The organism is Kitasatospora sp. NPDC093679 (assembly GCF_040683455.1).
Classification (GTDB): Bacteria; Actinomycetota; Actinomycetes; order Streptomycetales; family Streptomycetaceae; genus Kitasatospora; species Kitasatospora arboriphila.
Map to the genome: position 1 here is coordinate 59044 of NZ_JBFBDW010000029.1, position 17185 is coordinate 76228.

Annotated in this window: 18 protein-coding genes; 8 read left to right on the plus strand and 10 right to left on the minus strand. The window is 74.7% G+C overall.

Going from position 1 to position 17185, the window contains the following annotated elements; translation table 11 throughout:
- The first annotated feature begins 194 nt into the window (after positions 1-194).
- Positions 195-374 (plus strand): hypothetical protein, encoded by a 180-nt coding sequence (locus AB0O09_RS23335; protein WP_363544056.1) that lies wholly within the window; start codon positions 195-197, stop codon positions 372-374.
- Positions 375-423: 49 nt separating this feature from the next.
- Here AB0O09_RS23335 and AB0O09_RS23340 read toward each other — a convergent pair whose 3' ends face one another.
- The 5 genes from AB0O09_RS23340 to AB0O09_RS23360 all read right to left on the minus strand — a co-directional run bounded on the left by AB0O09_RS23340 (position 424) and on the right by AB0O09_RS23360 (position 5055).
- Complete coding sequence (locus AB0O09_RS23340) at positions 424-1710, minus strand: MFS transporter (RefSeq protein ID WP_363544058.1); 1287 nt, start codon at positions 1708-1710, stop codon at positions 424-426.
- Positions 1711-1811: 101 nt separating this feature from the next.
- Entirely contained in the window at positions 1812-2396 is a 585-nt protein-coding gene (locus AB0O09_RS23345; protein WP_363544060.1) for a helix-turn-helix domain-containing protein, read from the minus strand.
- 152 nt (positions 2397-2548) lie between these two features.
- Positions 2549-3436, minus strand: coding sequence for a hypothetical protein (locus AB0O09_RS23350; protein ID WP_363544061.1), 888 nt, complete (start codon positions 3434-3436; stop codon positions 2549-2551).
- A gap of 65 nt (positions 3437-3501) precedes the next feature.
- Entirely contained in the window at positions 3502-4320 is an 819-nt protein-coding gene (locus AB0O09_RS23355; RefSeq protein ID WP_363544063.1) for an alpha/beta hydrolase, read from the minus strand.
- A gap of 69 nt (positions 4321-4389) precedes the next feature.
- Positions 4390-5055 carry a DUF4097 family beta strand repeat-containing protein gene (locus AB0O09_RS23360; RefSeq protein WP_363544065.1) on the minus strand — a complete coding sequence of 222 codons (666 nt, stop codon included), beginning with the start codon at positions 5053-5055 and terminating at the stop codon, positions 4390-4392.
- A gap of 237 nt (positions 5056-5292) precedes the next feature.
- Here AB0O09_RS23360 and AB0O09_RS23365 point away from each other — a divergent pair, with 237 nt between their 5' ends.
- Positions 5293-6069, plus strand: coding sequence for a helix-turn-helix domain-containing protein (locus AB0O09_RS23365; protein ID WP_363544066.1), 777 nt, complete (start codon positions 5293-5295; stop codon positions 6067-6069).
- A gap of 132 nt (positions 6070-6201) precedes the next feature.
- On the opposite strand, the gene AB0O09_RS23370 is transcribed toward AB0O09_RS23365, so the two are convergent.
- The gene (locus AB0O09_RS23370) at positions 6202-7020 is read right to left on the minus strand and encodes a phosphotransferase (protein ID WP_363544068.1); all 819 of its coding nucleotides are present in this window, start codon (positions 7018-7020) and stop codon (positions 6202-6204) included.
- A 96-nt stretch (positions 7021-7116) separates the two neighbouring features.
- Between AB0O09_RS23370 and AB0O09_RS23375 the strand changes: the two genes are divergently transcribed.
- Entirely contained in the window at positions 7117-7977 is an 861-nt protein-coding gene (locus AB0O09_RS23375; protein ID WP_363544069.1) for a hypothetical protein, read from the plus strand.
- 121 nt (positions 7978-8098) lie between these two features.
- On the opposite strand, the gene AB0O09_RS23380 is transcribed toward AB0O09_RS23375, so the two are convergent.
- Positions 8099-9340, minus strand: coding sequence for an NAD(P)/FAD-dependent oxidoreductase (locus tag AB0O09_RS23380; protein ID WP_363544071.1), 1242 nt, complete (start codon positions 9338-9340; stop codon positions 8099-8101).
- Positions 9341-9487: 147 nt separating this feature from the next.
- Between AB0O09_RS23380 and AB0O09_RS23385 the strand changes: the two genes are divergently transcribed.
- A complete protein-coding gene (locus AB0O09_RS23385; RefSeq protein ID WP_363544073.1) occupies positions 9488-10087 on the plus strand; it encodes a helix-turn-helix domain-containing protein in 600 nt (199 codons plus the stop codon).
- Between the two features lie 21 nt (positions 10088-10108).
- Here AB0O09_RS23385 and AB0O09_RS23390 read toward each other — a convergent pair whose 3' ends face one another.
- Positions 10109-10507: a DUF4440 domain-containing protein gene (locus AB0O09_RS23390; RefSeq protein WP_344627351.1), complete on the minus strand. Its 399-nt coding sequence runs from the start codon at positions 10505-10507 to the stop codon at positions 10109-10111.
- Positions 10508-10625: 118 nt separating this feature from the next.
- Positions 10626-11828: an aminotransferase class V-fold PLP-dependent enzyme gene (locus tag AB0O09_RS23395; protein WP_363544075.1), complete on the minus strand. Its 1203-nt coding sequence runs from the start codon at positions 11826-11828 to the stop codon at positions 10626-10628.
- A gap of 198 nt (positions 11829-12026) precedes the next feature.
- On the opposite strand from AB0O09_RS23395, the gene AB0O09_RS23400 reads away from it, so the two are divergent.
- The 3 genes from AB0O09_RS23400 to AB0O09_RS23410 all read left to right on the plus strand — a co-directional run bounded on the left by AB0O09_RS23400 (position 12027) and on the right by AB0O09_RS23410 (position 15920).
- Complete coding sequence (locus AB0O09_RS23400) at positions 12027-12320, plus strand: DUF6412 domain-containing protein (protein WP_263107188.1); 294 nt, start codon at positions 12027-12029, stop codon at positions 12318-12320.
- Between the two features lie 67 nt (positions 12321-12387).
- On the plus strand, positions 12388-13107 hold the full coding sequence (locus AB0O09_RS23405) for a YidC/Oxa1 family membrane protein insertase (RefSeq protein WP_363544077.1): 720 nt from the start codon (positions 12388-12390) through the stop codon (positions 13105-13107).
- A 104-nt stretch (positions 13108-13211) separates the two neighbouring features.
- Positions 13212-15920, plus strand: coding sequence for a SpoIIE family protein phosphatase (locus tag AB0O09_RS23410; RefSeq protein WP_363544079.1), 2709 nt, complete (start codon positions 13212-13214; stop codon positions 15918-15920).
- A gap of 42 nt (positions 15921-15962) precedes the next feature.
- Here the strand turns inward: AB0O09_RS23410 and AB0O09_RS23415 are convergent, their stop codons facing one another.
- A complete protein-coding gene (locus AB0O09_RS23415) occupies positions 15963-16454 on the minus strand; it encodes an FBP domain-containing protein (protein ID WP_363544081.1) in 492 nt (163 codons plus the stop codon).
- Positions 16455-16525: 71 nt separating this feature from the next.
- Between AB0O09_RS23415 and AB0O09_RS23420 the strand changes: the two genes are divergently transcribed.
- Positions 16526-17095, plus strand: a complete 570-nt coding sequence (locus AB0O09_RS23420) for a TetR/AcrR family transcriptional regulator (protein ID WP_363544083.1) — start codon at positions 16526-16528, stop codon at positions 17093-17095.
- Positions 17096-17185 lie beyond the last annotated feature (90 nt).

The window sequence follows — 17185 nt, forward strand, 5'->3', positions numbered from 1 at the left end:
CCGCCGCGCCGGGCTCCGTTGACGGCGACGTCGCAGGAGCCCGGCCGGCGGTCCCACCGGAGACCCGGCCACCGCCACCCCCTGCCTGACGGAGCTTCACCCCCGCGCCGGGAATCACCGTGTCGGGCGGGGGTACCCGTGGGACGATCGACGGCGCCGCGGGCGGGTGCCTGCGGCAGCCGGGGGTGGGGAACGTGCTCGTCCAGCTGATCGTCGGGGTAGCCCTGCTGCCGGCGGGCCTCTCGGGGCTCGCCCGGGTCCGGTCCATGACGCCGGTCGGCTACCGGGGCCGGGGGTCCTGGAACAGGTGGCAGCGGATCATCAGCCTGATCTCCCCGGGCCTGGCTCTCGCCGGACTCGCCGTCCTCGGCTGAGGCCGCATCGGGCGATTCCTGCCCCGTCCGTTGCGGCTCCGCCCGGCGACTACGGACGGGCCCCGGCGTCGCCCGTGCCGTCCATCCGGCGCCAGACGGGGAAGGCCAGCGGGCAGAGCGTGATCAGCAGGTACGCCCCGCCGAGCAGCACGAGGGCGGTCGTCAGCCCGACCCGGTCCACCAGGTAGCCGCAGGCGAGACCGCCGACCGGGGTCGCCAGCAGCACGCCCGCCGCCAGGACGCCGGTGACCCGGCTGCGCAGCGGGTCGGGCACGAGTTCGTACAGCACGGTCGAGACGATCGGGTTGAGGATCCCTGCGGCGACACCGGCGACGGCCAGGGTGACGCCCAGGGGCAGCAGGCCGGGCGCGAACGCCGCGACCAGCATCCGCGGGGCTCCGCCGACGAGGAGGCAGAAGGCGTACAGCGACCGGCGGGGCAGCCGGTCCCCCACCACCGCGTGCAGCAGCGAACCGCCGAGCGCTCCCGCCGCGAAGAGGCCGGCGAGCAGGCCGAGGTCGACCGACCCGCCGAGGTCGCGCGCGGCGTGCACGGGCAGCAGCACCGACCGCCATCCCTGGTCCAGTCCGTTGGTGACCATCAGCACCAGGGTGATGGCGAGCAGCAGCCGCTGACGGACCAGGAAGGCCAGGCCCTCGCGCAGTTCGTCGCGGTACCCGCGCAGGCTCGCCGACGGCCCGTCCCGGCGGGGGGCGGCGGCGGAGACGTGCCGGACGCCGAGGGCGACCAGGAGCGCCGAGACGGCGAAGGTCACCGTGTCCAGCAGCAGGACCTGGCCGGCCCCGAACAGGGCGATCAGCACGCCGGCGGCCGAGGCTCCCAGCAGCCGGGCCCCTCTGGACGCACCGGTGTACAGGCTCATGGCCCGGGCGAGCGGGACACCGGCGCGGTCGGCGAGATCGGGCGTGAGCACCTGGCGCGCGGTCTCGCCCGGCGCCTGGAACAGCCCGTTGACCGCCATGAGCACGCACAGCTGCCAGAACCGCAGGCCGCCGACCCACTGGAGGACCGGGATCAGCCCGACGGCCGCACCGCACACCACGTCCGACAGCACCGACGCGCGCAGGCGTCCGATCCGGTCGATCACCGGTCCGCCGGCGAGCGCCGACAGCGCCAGCGGCAGCATCTGGCAGAAGGCCACCAGACCGGCCCGGGAGGCGCTGCCGGTGGTCTGCAGGACGAACCACGGCACTCCGATGCCGGCGAGGGCGTTGCCGGTGATCGAGACGAGGTTCGCGGTCAGCAGGGCGACCAGCGGCCGCCGGTCCGGGGCGACTCGGGCCTCGTCGGCCCGGGAGCGGGCGGCGACGGTCATGGGCGTGCCCTCCGGGCGGTCGTCGGGGATCAGGTCTTCTGACGTCGGGCTCGGGGATCGGGCCGCCGGGGATCGGGCTGCCGGGGCCGGGCTGCCGGGGGTCAGCCCTTCGGCAGGGGGAAGGCGTGCAGGTGGACGCGGACGGGAACGGCCCCCTCCTCGTCGGCAGCGGCCCGCTCCCGGAAGCCCTGCACGAGTTCGTGTGCCCGGACGGCGAGTTCCCGCGCGAGTTCGGGCGTCAGGCGCAGGGTGAAGTCGCTCATGTCCCAGCTGCGGCGCCACTCCTCGGGCCAGTCGCCGGTGCCGGCGAGCCACTCGCCGAGCTCCCGTGCGTGGACGGCGGCCACCTCCTTCAGGAACACGTCCATGGCGCCGCGCACCTCGGGGTCCGGGTTCTCCAGGAAGTCCTCCAGCCGGTCGAACCGGTGGCCGCGGTGCTCGGCCCGCCACCAGCGCTCACGGGCCGTCCCCCGGTCGGGCTCCTCCGCGATGAAGCCGTGCGCGCCGAGCTGCCGCAGGTGGTAGCTGACCGAGGCGGACGACTCGCCGAGCCGGGCGGCGAGCTTCGTCGCCGTCGCCGGGCCGCCCTGCCGCAGCGCGGCCAGCAGGCGCATCCGCAGCGGGTGCGCCAGACCGCGCAGGGAGCGGGCGTCGAGGCTACGCACGGCGGGCTGATGTTCCGTCATGTCCGGCAGCCTAGCGATTGCCACCATTTCTTTGCAACGAAGTCTTTGCATGTGCGCGCGGCCGAGGGACCGGACCGTCAGCGGTGTCGCCGCCACCACGGATGGTCACCCGGAGTCTGCGGGGTGAGGGGGGAGGAGTCCGGCCGTTGCCGTCAGACGGCCTGCCCGTCGCCGGGCCGGTCCGGGGCGCCGTCGTCCGGCTCGTCCTCGTCGGCCGTGACGGTCCAGCGCAGGACGGTGGAGCCCCCGCTGCGGTGGAGGGCGACGGGATGGACGCAGCCGAACGCCCGCTCGCCGCTGTGCCGCACGGCGTGGTCGCCCGGGTCCCACCCGAGGCCGAGGATGCGGCTGCCGGCGAGGTCGAGGGTGCCCGCGAGCAGGGGGTGGTTCTGCCCGGCCCGCTCGACCAGGTGGAAGTGGGTGTGGCGCTGGACGGAGTGCACCAGGCCCGTGCCGGGCCCGCTGCGCACCCAGTCCTGGAGTCGCTCGCCGAGCCGCCACGCCTCGGCCTCGGGCAGGTCGAGCCAGCCGTCGAGGTCGCCGCCGAGCCGTTGGATCCGCTCGCCGCCGAACTCGGCCCGGGCGGCTTCCACCTCCCGGCCCCAGTAGGTCAGGTCGGCGAGCCCGTCGACGGATTCGCCCCCGAGTCCGACGAAGGAGTCCAGGGCCACCGCGTCGCCCACGACCGTGCCGCACCGGTCGACGGGCAGCTCCCCCAGCGGCACCGGCCCGTCGGAGTGACCGCCGGGCCAGGGCAGACCGAGGTCCACCTCCAGGACGGAGACGACCGGCTGCCCGTCGAAGAGCGAGGGCGCGGTCGCCGCCCGGACGGGCAGCGGACGGTCCGCCGCGGCCGGAACGGCGACGGCCTCGGCCTCGTCGTCGCACAGGTGCCCGCCGCCGGCCGCCACCGCGGCTGCGGCCCGGACCGACAGCGGTGCACCCGACTCCGGCCGTTGGTCGGTCCAGCCGGCCGTCCCCAGGACGAGGACGCCCGACGGCGCGGTGACGGACCCCAGGTCGACGGTGGTGGTGTTCACCGGGCCATTGAACGCGCCGCCCGGGTCCGCCGCGTCGGCGGGGTCCCGGACGGACGCGTCCACGCTCAGCGCCCGGCGTCGGCCAGGGCGGCGACCTCGCGCACGGCGTCGGCGATGGCCCGGAAGTCCTTCTTGAGGAGGGCGCCGTGGTTGGCGGCGACCTTCGCGCTCACCGCGATGTTCGGGTTGCGGGCGGTCACCCCGTCGAGGCTGGTGCGGATCCGTTCCTGCTCGTCGCCACGGCTGCCGAGGGACGAGCCGGAGGCGACCACGTACCGCATCGGGACGGTGATGCCGTCCAGCACCGGGCCGAGCTCGCGCTCGCGGGAGATCCGGCCGAGCTCGATGTTGCAGTCCGCCATCTGGTCGGCCGTCATCCGCGGGGTCAGTCCGGTCGGGCGCAGCAGCGGCAGGAACCGGCTCCACTGCCGGAACTGCTTGCGGATCCGCTGCTCCATGGCGTCGTCGAGCCAGTCGTACGGGAAGGCGCCGTCGACCATGACCGCTCCGAGGGCGCGCTCCGGGTTGCGGGCCGCCCAGTGCGCCCCGACGAAGGCCCCGTAGGACCAGCCCACCACGAGCGCCCGGTCCACGCCCCGGGCGGCGAGCACGGCGTCGACGTCCCGGACGGCCGCTTCGAAGGAGTAGTCCGCCGAGCGCCCCGACTTCCGGCCGCGGGCCCGCTCGTCGTAGGTGAGGTGCCGCCATCCCGCGCCCAGGTCGGCGACGACGCGGCGCCAGTACCCCTGGGTGGCGAACTGGCCGTTGAGGTAGACCACCGGCACGCCGGGGCCTCCGGTGTCGGTGACGGCCAGGGCCGTGTCGTCGACCGGCACCAGGCCGGTCCAGCTCGGAGCGGTCGCGGACGGGCTGTTCTTCGTCATGGTGTTCCCCCTGCTGGTGTCGGGCGTGCGTGCTGTTCGGGTTCGCCGGGCCGTGCTGCCCCCGGTCGTTCAGAGGCTGTGGGCGGTGATGTCGCCGTGGGCGGTGGTGGCGCGGATGTCGAGTTCGGCGCTGCCGTCGTTCTTGAGGGCGTTGCTGATCCGGCCGTGGCCGGTGCCGGCGTCCAGGGCGGCCGAGACGCCGGCGGCGGCACCGACCGAGATGTCGCCGGACTGCGTGCTGAGCACGACGGTGCCGCGACCGGCCTCGGCGATCCGGATGCTGCCCCGGGTGGTGCTGATCTCGGCGGGGCCGCCCAGCCGGCCGACCTCGACGTCGCCGTCGACCGCGGTGAGGCGGACGCTCGCCGCTTCGTCGAGCTTGATCCGGCGGTACGCGCCGTCGAAGACCACGTCGCCGAGGCGGCCGACGCCGCGCAGCTCGGAGGCGGCGGACCTGCCCTCGATCCGGGAGCCGACGGGCAGTTGCACGGTGATCTCCACCGCGCCCGAGGAGCCGAGGAGCCGGTTCTGCGGCTCGGGGGCGTGGATCCGCAGGACGCCGTCGGCGTGGGCGACGGTGGTCCGTTCGGCGGCCCGGACGTCGCGGCCCTTGGACGGGTCGGCGGGCCGGACCTCGACGACGGTGTCGGTGCGGTCCGCGGCGATGAGCTGGACGCGGCCGGCGGGGACGTCCAGGACGGCGGAGAGGGGGGCGGGGGTGTCGAAGGTCTGCATCGTGCTCTCCTGTGCTCGCTCCTTGTTTCTGACAACGGAAACGCTACGTTGCTTTCCATAGATGGGCAACATGTTCGTTGCACTGGACTACGATCACTGCACGTCAGACAACATAAATCGTTGCACCCGACCTGAAGAGAACGCAACGAGAACGATGGCGATCATTGCAATGGGTGAGAAGTGAACGCTATAGTGGCGCGGTCAGGTCCACGACGCAGCAGCACCGAGGAGATCGCGATGCCGGGAGGCAGGCTCACCCAGCAGGAACGCCAGCAGATCGCACTGGGGCTGGCCGACAGCCTCCCCTACGCGGAGATCGCCCGGCGCCTCGACCGGCCGACCTCCACGATCACCCGCGAGGTGATGCGCAACGGCGGCCCGACCGGGTACCGCGCCGACCTCGCCCACCGTGCCACCGAACGCCGCGCCCACCGGCGCAAGCCGACCTCCCCCCGCGGATCGGCGCCGCTCCCCCAGCCGCAGGGCCGTGACGCCGAGGCCGTCGCCGACTACGAGGAGACGCTCACCACCGTCCTCATGGCGTCGGGCGTGCCCAAGATGGGCGCCAGGGTGCTGACCGGTCTGTTCATCAGCGACTCGGGCAGCCTCACCGCGTCGCAGCTCGCCCAGCGCCTCGACGTCAGCCCGGCGTCCATCTCCAAGGCGATCGCGTTCCTGGAGAGCCAGAGCCTCGTCCGCCGGGAGCGCGACGAACGCCGCCGCGACCGCTACATCGTCGACGACGAACTCTTCTACCAGGCGACCATCGCCAGCGCCCGGGCCAACGACCGGCTCGTCGCCACCGCGCGCCAGGGCGTCGCCGTCCTCGGCGCCAACACCCCCGCCGCCACCCGGCTGGAGAACATCGCCCGGTTCCTCGACTTCATCAGCGAGAGCATCGTCCGCGCCGCCGAACAGGCCCGCGCGGTCCTCCACACCAAGCCCGCGCCCCCCTCCGACGACCCCACCGACCGGCCGGACCCGGACAACGGCCGGGCCGGGACGGCCGGCTGACGGCTCAGCGGGCGGACCGCCACCGGGGATCCGCCGCGGCACGGGCGAGATCGGCCCCGTACCGGTCCGCCTCGAAGTCGAACTCCACCGGCCGGCTCCCGTCGACGGGCACCTCCCACTCCGACCAGTGGTTCAGTCGAGCAGGGCGAGGAGGCGTGCTGCCTGGTGTTCGGCGGTGCCGGCGGGGTTGCGCGCCCGTGCGGGGTCTTCGAGGGCGAGGACGAGCAGCCAGAGCAGGGCGAAGAGGCGGCGGGACTCGTGCAGTCGGCGCGACTCGGCCGGGGTGAGGTCGAAGAGGCCGAGGAAGTGGGGGATGTCGAGATCGCCGTCGACCCAGGCCGAGACGTGTTCGACCACCTCGGCGAGTTCGTAGGCGCGGTCACTGCGGCCCGAGTCCTCGAAGTCGACGACGCGGACCTTGCTCCCGTCCCACAGGAAGTTGGCGAGGTTGCCGTCGGCCTGGCCGAGGACGGCGGGGAGGTCCGGGCCGCCGACGGGCGGGCGTCCGGCCAGGTCGAGCCATCGCATGCCCTCGGCCACCGCGTGCCGGACGGCCCGGGGCGGATCCGTACGCCGTAGCTGCTCGTGCCGGGTGCGGATGCCGCGGACGGCGTGGTGCTCGTTCCACAGGCGCGGCGGCAGCCGTTCGGCGACCGGGCCGGGGACGGAGGCGTACATCTGCGTCAACGCCGCCGCCAGTGCGGTTGCCTGATCGGCCGACACTGCCGAGCCGCGGAGCGGCGTACCCGGGATGCGGGCCATGACGACGGTCGGCGGGGTCGCGGCGAGGTCGGCCCGCAGCGGTGCGGGGGCGAGGTCGGGGCAGTGCCGGCCGAGGACGGTGAGCGCGCGCCACTCACGTTCGGGTTCGCCGTCGGTGCACGGGCGGAACCGTTTGACCACCCGGTCGGCCAGCAGCTCGACGCCATGGGTGCTCCACTGACCGGTCACGGCGTCCCCCCTCGTCCGGTGATCACTCCGCAATCCTGTCATGCTTCCCGATTCCCGCCAGCCACAGGGGAGTTGGTGCTGCCGTACGCTGTGCGCGTGGACATCAACGCGGCGCTTGCCGACATCCTCGACCGCGGCGCGGCCAGTACGGAGTGGGAGGCGCTGCTCTCCGCCGTGGCGGACCACGGGGTGTACGTGCCCGTGGCGGAGAGCGGCAAGGTCCTGTTCCGGCGGAGCGAGGACGACGTCCCGTACCTGCCGGGCTACATCAGTGCGGCGTGCCTCTCCGAGCAGGTGGCGGAGCCGGCGGCCGCGTTCCACTGCGACGCGCTGCGGCTGTGGGACATCGCCGAGCGGACGGGCGTCCCCGTGCTGGTGCTGCACTCCGACCGGGGCCGTGCCGGCCTGCCGATCGGGCTGGTGGCCCGGGTGCTCCAGGAGCGCGGATGGCGGGGCGGGGAGGGCAAGGAGATGCGGCTGACCCGGTCCGTCCATCCGGTGGCGGTGGCGCTGCGGGATGCGCTGCGGCGCCGGATCGGGGAGTTCCCGACCGTGCGCTCGGTGTGGGTGTCCCACGCGCGGTGGGTGGACACGGGGTTCGAGCAGCTGATGCTGCACGTGGCGGTGGACGAGCGGCTGCCGTCGCCGACCCCGCGGCGGCTGCTGGACACCCTGCTCGCGGAGGAGGTGACCGTCACCGCGGACGACCCGAAGCTGGCGGTCCTGCCCCTGGACACGACCGTCCACGCGGAGACGGTCGCCCAGCTCGACGGCATGGCGCTGGACACCGTGCGGCACGATCCCGCGACCGGGCGGATCGAGGTGCTGTCACGGGAGTTCGACGACCCGCGGGCCGCGGAGGCCGCCCGGCGGGCCGTCGCCGCGGAGCGGGCCGAGCGGGCCGCGGCTCCCGGTCCGGAGCAGGGGCGCCCCCGCCGCCGGTGGCAGCGTCCCTGATCCGCCGCGGCCGGTGGTGGTGGCCGGGTTCAGGGGAGCAGGTCCGGGTCGGTGTCGCCCGGGACGGCCGTCCGACCATCCGGCCCTGGGCCCGCGGTGGGCCGCCGTTCGGCGGACGGCGTCACCGGGACGCGCTGCCGCCTGCCGGGGCCGCGACCTGCCGGGCCCGGTACTCGGCTGCGCCCTGCCGGTAGCGGCGGTGTTCCTCGGCCGGGTCGGGGGCGGTGTGCGCGGCGGGCGGGGTGACGCCGAAGAAGCGGGCGAGTGCGTCGTTGGCGTCGGCGGCGAGCGGCGCGGCGCGGTCCTTCATCGCGGTTTCGTAGCGGCGGACGGCCGCGTCCGGGGTCGGTTCCCCGGCGATCGCGCGGGCGAGTTCGGCGCCCTCGAGCAGGGCGAGGTTGACGCCGTACCCGCCGAAGGGCGCCATGACGTGGGCGGCGTCGCCCAGCAGGGTGACGCCGCTGCGGTGCTCCCAGGTGTGCGGGGCCGGCAGGACGTGGATGGGCCGGTGCCGGTAGCCGCCGTCGGCGTCGGTGAGGAAGGGCCGCAGCTGCGCGTCCCAGTCGGCGAACTCGGCGAGCAGGTGACGCCGGACGGCATCGGCCTCGGCCGGGTCGGAGGGGTCGGCGATGCCCGCCGCCGCGTACCAGTCGGCCGGGGTGCGCATGGCGAGGTAGGCCCGGATGCGGCCGCCGCTGTTGCGCTGGGCGATGACCGCCCGGCCCTCGCCGTCCCGGACGAACAGGTGGCCGTCGCCGACGAGCCGGGCGATCCCGGGGTGGCGGGTGTCCGCGTCCGCGTACACGACGTCGAGGAAGGAGACGCCGCTGTAGGCGGGGGTGGCGGTCGAGACCAGCGGCCGGACCCGGGACCAGGTGCCGTCGGCGCCGATCACCAGGCCGGCCTCGGCGGTGCCGCCGCCGGCGAAGTGCAGCCGGTGGGTGCCGTCGGCGAGCGGTTCGACGGCGGTGAGGCGGTGTCCCCAGCGGATCGACGCGGGGTCGACGTGCTCGGCGATCATCCGGCGGAGCTGGCCGCGGTCGATCTCGGGGGCGGCCTCGTCGTCGGCGTCGGGCACGAAGCGGTCGAGGACGGTGCCGTGGTGGTCCATGCGGGTCTTGGCCTGGCCCTCGGGCCGGGCGAGGGCGCGGAAGGCGTCGGCGAGGCCGGCGTCCTCCAGGGCGATCTGGCCGGAGTCGGCGTGCAGGTCGAGGGTGCCGCCGAGGTCGCGGGCGTCGACGGAGGCGTCGGCCTCGTACACGGTGACGGACACGCCGTGCTGCTGGAGCACGCGGGCGCAGAGCAGTCCGCCCGGACCTGCTCCGACGACGGCGACGGCGGGGACTGCGGGTACGGCGTTCATGGGCGCCTCCTCGGGCACGACGGCAGGGCCGGTCGTACTGAACGACCGGTCATTAAGTTCCACGCTACTTAACGTCCGTTCAGTAAGCAAGGTAGGGTGGGAGCCTCCCGGAGTCAGCCGGGGAACCGAGGGACGGAGTACCAGGACATGAGCAGCCCCGCCGCGAGAGGCCGCCGTCCGGCGGCGGAGACCCGCGCCGAGATCCTCGGGGTCGCGCTGGACCTGTTCACGGAGAAGGGCTACGAGGCCACCTCGGTGCGGGACATCTCCGAGGCCCTCGGCGTGACGAAGTCCGCGCTCTACTACCACTTCCGCAACAAGGAGGAGATCGTCGCCAGCCTGGTGGCCGAGCGGCGCGAGGAGGTGCGGGAGCTCGCCGCCTGGATCTCCGCGCAGCCGCGGACGCCCGGTCTGGTGCGGGAGGCCGCACTGCGCTGGATCGCCGGCACCACGCCCGAGCGGCTGGCGATGATGCGCCTGGCGCAGGCCAACCAGCCGGTGGTGCGCCGCCTGTCCGAGAACGCGGCCGACGTCCCGGGCGCCTTCGAGGAGGTCGTCGGGCTGCTGGTCGACGAGCACGCCGACGAGCAGCAGCGGCTCGCCGTCCGGATGGCCTTCGACACGGTACGGGCGGCGCTGCTCGCCGCCCAGGGCACCGCGGCCACCGACCGGGACGTCGTCGAGGCCGCCCGCCGCGCCACCGTCGCCCTCACCCGGTCCGGGGAGGGCGGCACCGCCGACCGGTGACCGGCGGCGGCGAGCGCCGGATCAGTCCCGGTCGAACCAGGACAGTGCGGCGATCCGCCAGCCGTCCGGCGTGCGGACGAACTGGATGACCTTGGTGCCGCCGCCCTCGAACGGCTCGCCGTCCAGGACACCGGACTTGCGGTACTCGCCGACCCGGGTCGCCAGGTCGTCGACGATCTCGGTGCGCTCGGACGTCTCCCACTCGGAGAACTCCACCAGCCTGCCGTCCGCCAGCAGCCGCTCCCGGGGCTCGACGAACCCGTCGACGGTGTAGGCGGCGAAGTCCGGGCCGGTCTTGACGATCACACCGTTCGGCAGCACCAGCCGACGGATCCGCGCCACGTCCGCGGGCTTCCCGCCCCGGTTGTCGAACGCACCGAAGAACTCCGTCGTGATCGCGTCTATCTCGGCCTTGGACATGCCCGGACCCTAACAGCCGCAGGCCCCGCGGGACCGGCGGCGGCAAGAACCCGGCCGACCACCGGAACGACCGCGGCGGCGGCAGCGGCGGCAGCGGCGGCTGCGGCTGCGGCTGCGGTCAGCCCCTCGCCCAGGCGGTCAGGACGGGCACGCAGCGCTCGGCGAAGTACTCGTAGTCCTCGGGCGTGTTGTAGACGTGCGTGGAGAGCCGGAGGTACCCGGTGCCGCCGAAGCTGGTGAAGGCCGCCTCGACGCCGAGCTCGGCCGCGACCCGGTCGCGCAGCGCGTCGGCGGCGAGCCGGTCGGGTGCCAGGCCGTCGGGGAGGCGGACCAGCCGCAGGGCGCCGACCGGCATCCCGACGTCCACCGCCGCGCTCCCGCCCGTCAGCTCCGCGAAGGCCTCGCCGACGGTGTGCTCGGCGTAGTCGGCCAGTTCGCCCAGGTAGTCGCGGGCGGCCTTCCAGCTCCAGGTGCGCTCGACGAAGTCGAGGGCGGCGGGCGCCGCGAGGTAGCCGGTGGCGTCCACCGTGCCCTGGGTGTCGAACCGCTCGGGGAAGGGCTCGCGGGCCGCCCAGGAGTCGATCAGCGGGAAGAGCCGGTGCCGCAGGTCGGAGCCGGCCACCAGCGCGGCGGCGCCGCGCGGCGCGCAGCCGAACTTGTGGAGGTTGCCCACCCACACGTCGAACTGCAGCCCGTCCAGCGGGTCCTCGGCGAGTCCGGGCACGTGCGCGCCGTCGACCAGCAGCGGGACGCCGCGCTCGCGGGCGGCGGCGCCGACGGCCCCGACGGGCATCCAGCGGGCGGTCGCCGAGGTGATGTGGTCGAGCACGATCAGGCCCGTCCGGTCGGTGACCTCGGCGAGCACGGCCCCGGCCGCCTCCTCGGGTCCGGCGTCCAGCGGCACCCGGGCCGTCCGGACGGTGCCGCCCCAGCGGCGGGCCAGCCGCTCGGCGCCCATGGTGACCGCGCCGTAGCCGTGGTCGGTGACGACCACCTCGCCGCCGGGCCGGTGCGCCAGGCTGCCGTAGACGACGCTGGCCCCGGCGCTGGCGTTGGGCACCAGGGCGAGGTCGCCGGCCGGCACCCGGAGGAACTCCGCGACGGCGGTCCGCGCGGCGGCCACCCGGCCCGCCAGTCCGGGGAACCACACCACCGGTGCCCGCTCCATCTCCTCGCGCAGCCGTTGCTGCTCGCGCTGCGCGGCCAGCGGCACCGCCCCGAACGAGCCGTGGTTGAGGTGCCTCATCGCCGGGTCGAGGGTCCACGCCTCGGCGGCGGGACGTCCGTCCGGCAGGAGCAGGGGGCTCGGTGCGGGGATCACGTCGTCGTTCCGTTCGGAGGTCCACGGCCGGGGGCGGTGCGCCGCGCGGCTCGCCGGTCATCCTCACACGGCACGGGTGCGCCGCCGCGCACCCGGCCCGGGGGCGGCGAGGTTCCTCCCGGAGTCGGTACCGTTCGGCGCTGCGACCACGTACCATCGGGCTCACGTCCCGTCAGCCGGTCCCGCAGGAGGTGTGCAGTGCCCTTCGTCGCGCTGCTCCTCGGCCTGCTCCGGCTGTTCGCCGGTGAGCTGCCGCTCAGCCCCTCCGCGCTGACCGCGGTCGCCGCGACCGCGGCCGCCGTGCTGCTGGCCGGCGCCGTCGCGGGTGCCCTCGCGGCCGCCCGCCTGCTCGGTGCGCGGGCACCGGCCGCCGTCCGCGACGGTGTGCTGCGCCGCCGGGCCCTCGGTACGGCCTTCCTCCCCCAGCGTGATCCGGATGCCCGCGGCCGACGCCGCCCCAGGGCACCGGGCGCGGCCCCGGCGGCCGCGTAGTCCCCATCCGCACGGCCGCCTTCCGCCGACATCTCGTTCCGCCTGAGACCCGGAGGGCCCGCCCCGCATGTCCGTTTTCGCCGTACTCGATCCTGCCGTACGCCTCGCCCACGACGCCGTCTCGGCGCTCGCCGCGGTGGTGCCGACGGCGCTCGCCGTCGTGCTGTTCACCGCCCTCGTCCGGCTGGCGCTGCACCCGCTCGCCCGGTCCGCCGCCCGCGGCGAGAAGGTCCGGATGCGGCTCGCACCGAAGGTCGCCGAGCTGAACCGGCGGCACAAGGGCAAGCCGGAGAAGCTGCAGGCCGCGCTGACCGAGCTGTACCGGGAGGAGAAGTCCTCGCCGTTCGCCGGCTTCCTGCCGATGCTGGTGCAGATCCCGTTCTTCTCGGTGATGTACCGGCTGTTCACCACCCCGAACGACCTGCTCGGCCACACCCTCGCCGGGGTGCCGCTCGGCCTGCACCTCGGCGAGGCCCGCACCGCCGGCCAGTACGCCGTCCTCGGCGCGCTGTACGCGGCGATCGGCGCCGTCTGCTGGGTCGGCTTCCGCCGGGCCCGGCGGGCCGCGGCCGCCACGGCCGCATCGCCCACCGCGGCCGGGGCGCCCGCCGTGCCGGGCGCGCGCCTGCTGCCGTACCTGTCGTTCGGCACGGTGCTGTTCGCCGCGTTCGTGCCGCTCGCGGCCGGCCTGTACCTGCTGACCACCACCGCGTGGACCGCCGCCGAGCGGGCCTGGCTGCACCGGGGCGCCCCGGCGCCCGCCACCGCGGCCGCGCTCGCGGCCTGACACCGGCGCGGGACCGGGACCGCCGGCGCTCGGAGGTCCCGGTCCGGCGCCGCGCCGACTGCCACGCTTCGTGGTCGCCCTCGGCGCGGTGTTTGAATGGAGCCATGGTCGATCGCGCCGACCGTTCCCGGGGCACCTCCAAGCAGTCACGCAGAGCGAGGAGCCCGCGGAGCCTTGCCGGACAGGTGTTCGCCGTGCAGGTCGCGGTGGTGGTCCTGCTGGTGCTGGGCGCGATCCTGGCGCTGGTCCTCGAATCCCGGGGCGCCAGCGAGAAGGAGGCGAAGAACCGGTCGGTGGCCGTCGCCGAGGCCTTCGCGCACTCCCCCGGGCTGGTCGACACCCTGAAGTCGTCCTCGCCGACGACGACGCTGCAGCCGCTCACCGAGGCGGCCCGCAAGGACGCCGGCGTCGACTTCATCGTGGTCATGGACACCCACGGCATCCGCTACACCCACCCGCTGCCCGACCGGATCGGCAAACGCTTCGTCGGCACCATCGAACCCTCGCTGGCCGGCCGCATCTACACCGAGAGCGTGCACGGCCCGCTCGGCCACGAGGTGCAGGCCGTGGTGCCGGTCAAGAACGCCGACGGCCAGGTGGTGGGCCTGGTCTCGGCGGGGCTGAAGGTCAAGAACGTCACCTCGGCGGGCAACAAGCAGCTACCGATCATCCTGGGCACCGGCGCCGCCGCGCTGGCGCTGGCCACCACAGGCACCGCCCTGGCCGCCCGCCGGCTGAAGCGCCAGACCCGCGGGCTCGGCCCGGAAGAGATGACGCGGATGTACGAGCACCACGACGCGGTGCTGCACGCGGTGCGCGAGGGCGTGGTCATCGTCGGTCAGGACGGCCGGCTGGTGCTGGCGAACGACGAGGCGAAGACGCTGCTCGGCCTGCCCGCCGACGCGGAGGGCCGGCACGTCGGCGACCTGGAGGGCCTCGACCCGGAGACCTCCGAGCTGCTGCTGTCCGGCCGGGAGGCCGCCGACGAGGTGCACCTGGCCGGCGGGCGGCTGCTCGTGGTGAACCAGCGGCCGACCGACCGCCACAGCGGCGACATGGGCTCGGTCGCGACGATCCGCGACTCCACCGAGCTGGCGGCGGTGACCGGCAAGGCCGAGGCGACCGGCAAGCGGCTGGCCCTGCTCTACGAGGCGGGCACCGGCATCGGGTCCACCCTCGACGTCGAGCACACCGCCGAGGAGTTGGCCCGGGTGGCCGTCCCCGGTCTCGCGGACTTCGTCACCGTCGACCTCGCCGATCCCGTGCTCCAGGGCAACGAGCCGGCCGGCGGCGGCATGGAGCTGCGCCGGGTCGCCGTCAGCGGCATCGAGGAGGAGCACCCCTTCTACCCGCGCGGCAAGCTGATCACCTTCGTCCCGTCGACGCCGATGGCGCAGGGCTTCGACAGCGGCCTGTCCCAGGTGGTGCCGGACCTGTCGACGGCCGACGGCTGGCAGGCGCAGGACCCGCAGTGGACGCGCCGGATCATCGACCACGGCGTGCACTCGCTGATCACCACGCCGCTCACGGCGCGCGGCATCGTCCTGGGCGTCGCGAACTTCTGGCGGTCGCAGAAGCCCGAGCCGTTCGACGAGGAGGACCTGTCGCTGGCCGAGGAGCTCGTCGCCCGGGCCGCGGTCAGCATCGACAACGCGCGCCGGTACACCCGGGAGCACGCGATGGCGGTGACCCTGCAGCGCAGCCTGCTGCCGCGGGCGCTGCCCGAGCAGAGCGCGCTGGAGGTCGCGCACCGCTACCTGCCGGCGCAGTCCGGGGTCAGCGGCGACTGGTTCGACGTGATCCCGCTGCCCGGCAGCCGGGTCGCGGTGGTGGTGGGCGACGTGGTCGGCCACGGCCTGCACGCGGCGGCGACCATGGGCCGGCTGCGCACCGCCGTCCACAACTTCGCCGCCCTGGACATCCCGCCGGACGAGCTGCTCGGCCACCTCGACGAGCTCGTCGACCGGATCGACCAGGAGGAGAGCGACGGCGCGACCGGGACGGGCGTCTCGGGTGCCACCTGCCTCTACGCGATCTACGATCCGGTCTCGCAGCTCTGCACCGTCAGCCGGGCCGGCCATCCGGCGCCCGCACTCGTCCGGCCGGACGGCAGCGTCGACTTCCCCGACCTCCCGGTCGGGCCGCCGCTGGGCACGGGGGGTGCGCCCTTCGAGACGGCGGAGCTGCACCTCGCCGAGGGCACCCAGATCGTCCTGTACACCGACGGGCTGATCGAGGACCGCGCGCGCGACTTCGACGTCGGCATGGAGCTGCTGCGCGACGCGCTCGCCGACCACCGGCAGGACCCCGAGGAGAACTGCCGGGCGGTGATCGACGCGCTGCTGCCGGCCAGACCGCAGGACGACGTGGCCCTGCTGATCGCCCGCACCCGGGTGATCGACCCGGCGAACATCGTCGAGCGGGAGATCCCGTTCGAGCCGGAGGCCGTCGCCGAGCTGCGCACCTGGGCCACCGCCGCACTGGAGAAGTGGGACCTCGGCGACCTGGTGTTCGCCACCGAGCTGATCCTCAGCGAGCTCGCCACGAACGCGATCCGCTACGGCACCGAACCGGCCCGGGTGCGGCTGCTGCGCGACCGCGCCCTGATCTGCGAGGTGTCGGACGGCAGCAGCACCGCCCCGCACCTGCGGTACGCGGCCACCACGGACGAGGGCGGCCGGGGGCTGTTCCTGGTGGCCCAGCTGACCACGCACTGGGGCACCCGCTACTTCCCCCGCGGCAAGATCATCTGGGCCGAGCAGGCGCTCCCCACCTCGATCGACGTCCCACCCGGCACCGACCGGGCCCCGTAGGCCCGCGCTTGTCGGACCTCGTCGGACCGGCGCGGGCACCGCTCAGGCGGCGACCTTGGCGAGGAAGGCGGCGGTGTTGACGGCGAGCCGCGCGATCCGCTCCTCCAGGGTCAGCGACTCCGGCATGCGCGTGCCGGGGCCGAGCTCGCGCCGGCCGCGGACGTACAGCGAGCAGGCCAGGTCGCTGCAGATGTAGGCGCCGACCGAGTTGCCCTGGCGGCCGGCGAGGCCGGCCCGCGGCGCGACCATCAGCGAGACGCCGCCGGTGTGCGTGGTGATGCACAGCGAGCAGATGCTGCGGCGGGCTCCCCAGGACGCGCCGGACGGGCAGCGCAGCACGACACCGGTCGGCCGCCCGTCGACCTCCGCGACCAGGTGGGCGCGGTCGGGCGCCTGCGGGTCGCGCCAGCCGAGCAGGTCCAGCTCCTCCCAGGGCCGGTCGGCGAGGTCCCGGGGGACGTACATGCGCTTGGCCTCGCCCTTGGTGCAGTTCAGGAAGGCGGCACGGATCTCGGAATCGGTCAACGGCTTCATGATGGGCAGGCTAATTTGCCTAAGCCTCTTAGGCAAATGCATAATCGGTTACGGGAGACGGGAGAGTGCATATGGTTCGCGTGGGGCTCACCACGGAGCGGTTGGTGCGGGCGGGTGCGGAGCTCGCCGACGAGGTCGGGTTCGACGAGGTGACGGTGACGGCACTGGCCCGCCGGTTCGACGTCAAGGTCGCCAGCCTCTACGCGCACCTGAAGAACTCCCAGGACCTGCGCACCCGGATCGCCCTCCTCGCCCTGGAGGAGCTCGCCGACGAGGTCGCCGACGCCCTCGCCGGACGGGCCGGGCGGGACGCGCTCGCCGCCTTCGCCGCCGCCTACCGCGACTACGCCCGCCGGCACCCCGGCCGCTACGCCGCCGCGCAGCTGCGGCTCGACCCGGAGACCGCCGCCGCCAGCGCCGGCGTCCGGCACGCCCAGATGACCCGGGCCATCCTGCGCGGCTACGACCTCGCGGAGCCGGACCAGACGCACGCCGTCCGGATGCTCGGCAGCGTCTTCCACGGCTACGTCAGCCTGGAGGCCTCCGGCGGCTTCAGCCACACCCCGGTCGACCCGCAGCAGTCCTGGGACTGGATCGTCGACTCGCTGGACGCCGTACTGCGCAGCCGCGCGGCGCACTGACCGCACATCCCCGCACGGTGTGGGCAGGGTCACCCTTACGACGGGTCCGTTCGGCCGCCTACGATCCTGAACGCGACCGCCCGCCGGCGG

What these genes read in the sequence shown, in the direction of transcription:
- AB0O09_RS23340 (WP_363544058.1), bottom strand. Translation starts at nt 1,710, where the DNA reads ATGACCGTCGCCGCCCGCTCCCGGGCCGACGAGGCCCGAGTCGCCCCG.
- AB0O09_RS23345 (WP_363544060.1), bottom strand. Translation starts at nt 2,396, where the DNA reads ATGACGGAACATCAGCCCGCCGTGCGTAGCCTCGACGCCCGCTCCCTG.
- AB0O09_RS23355 (WP_363544063.1), bottom strand. Translation starts at nt 4,320, where the DNA reads ATGACGAAGAACAGCCCGTCCGCGACCGCTCCGAGCTGGACCGGCCTG.
- AB0O09_RS23360 (WP_363544065.1), bottom strand. Translation starts at nt 5,055, where the DNA reads ATGCAGACCTTCGACACCCCCGCCCCCCTCTCCGCCGTCCTGGACGTC.
- AB0O09_RS23365 (WP_363544066.1), top strand. Translation starts at nt 5,293, where the DNA reads ATGCCGGGAGGCAGGCTCACCCAGCAGGAACGCCAGCAGATCGCACTG.
- AB0O09_RS23380 (WP_363544071.1), bottom strand. Translation starts at nt 9,340, where the DNA reads ATGAACGCCGTACCCGCAGTCCCCGCCGTCGCCGTCGTCGGAGCAGGT.
- AB0O09_RS23385 (WP_363544073.1), top strand. Translation starts at nt 9,488, where the DNA reads ATGAGCAGCCCCGCCGCGAGAGGCCGCCGTCCGGCGGCGGAGACCCGC.
- AB0O09_RS23390 (WP_344627351.1), bottom strand. Translation starts at nt 10,507, where the DNA reads ATGTCCAAGGCCGAGATAGACGCGATCACGACGGAGTTCTTCGGTGCG.
- AB0O09_RS23405 (WP_363544077.1), top strand. Translation starts at nt 12,388, where the DNA reads ATGTCCGTTTTCGCCGTACTCGATCCTGCCGTACGCCTCGCCCACGAC.
- AB0O09_RS23410 (WP_363544079.1), top strand. Translation starts at nt 13,212, where the DNA reads ATGGTCGATCGCGCCGACCGTTCCCGGGGCACCTCCAAGCAGTCACGC.
- AB0O09_RS23415 (WP_363544081.1), bottom strand. Translation starts at nt 16,454, where the DNA reads ATGAAGCCGTTGACCGATTCCGAGATCCGTGCCGCCTTCCTGAACTGC.
- AB0O09_RS23420 (WP_363544083.1), top strand. Translation starts at nt 16,526, where the DNA reads ATGGTTCGCGTGGGGCTCACCACGGAGCGGTTGGTGCGGGCGGGTGCG.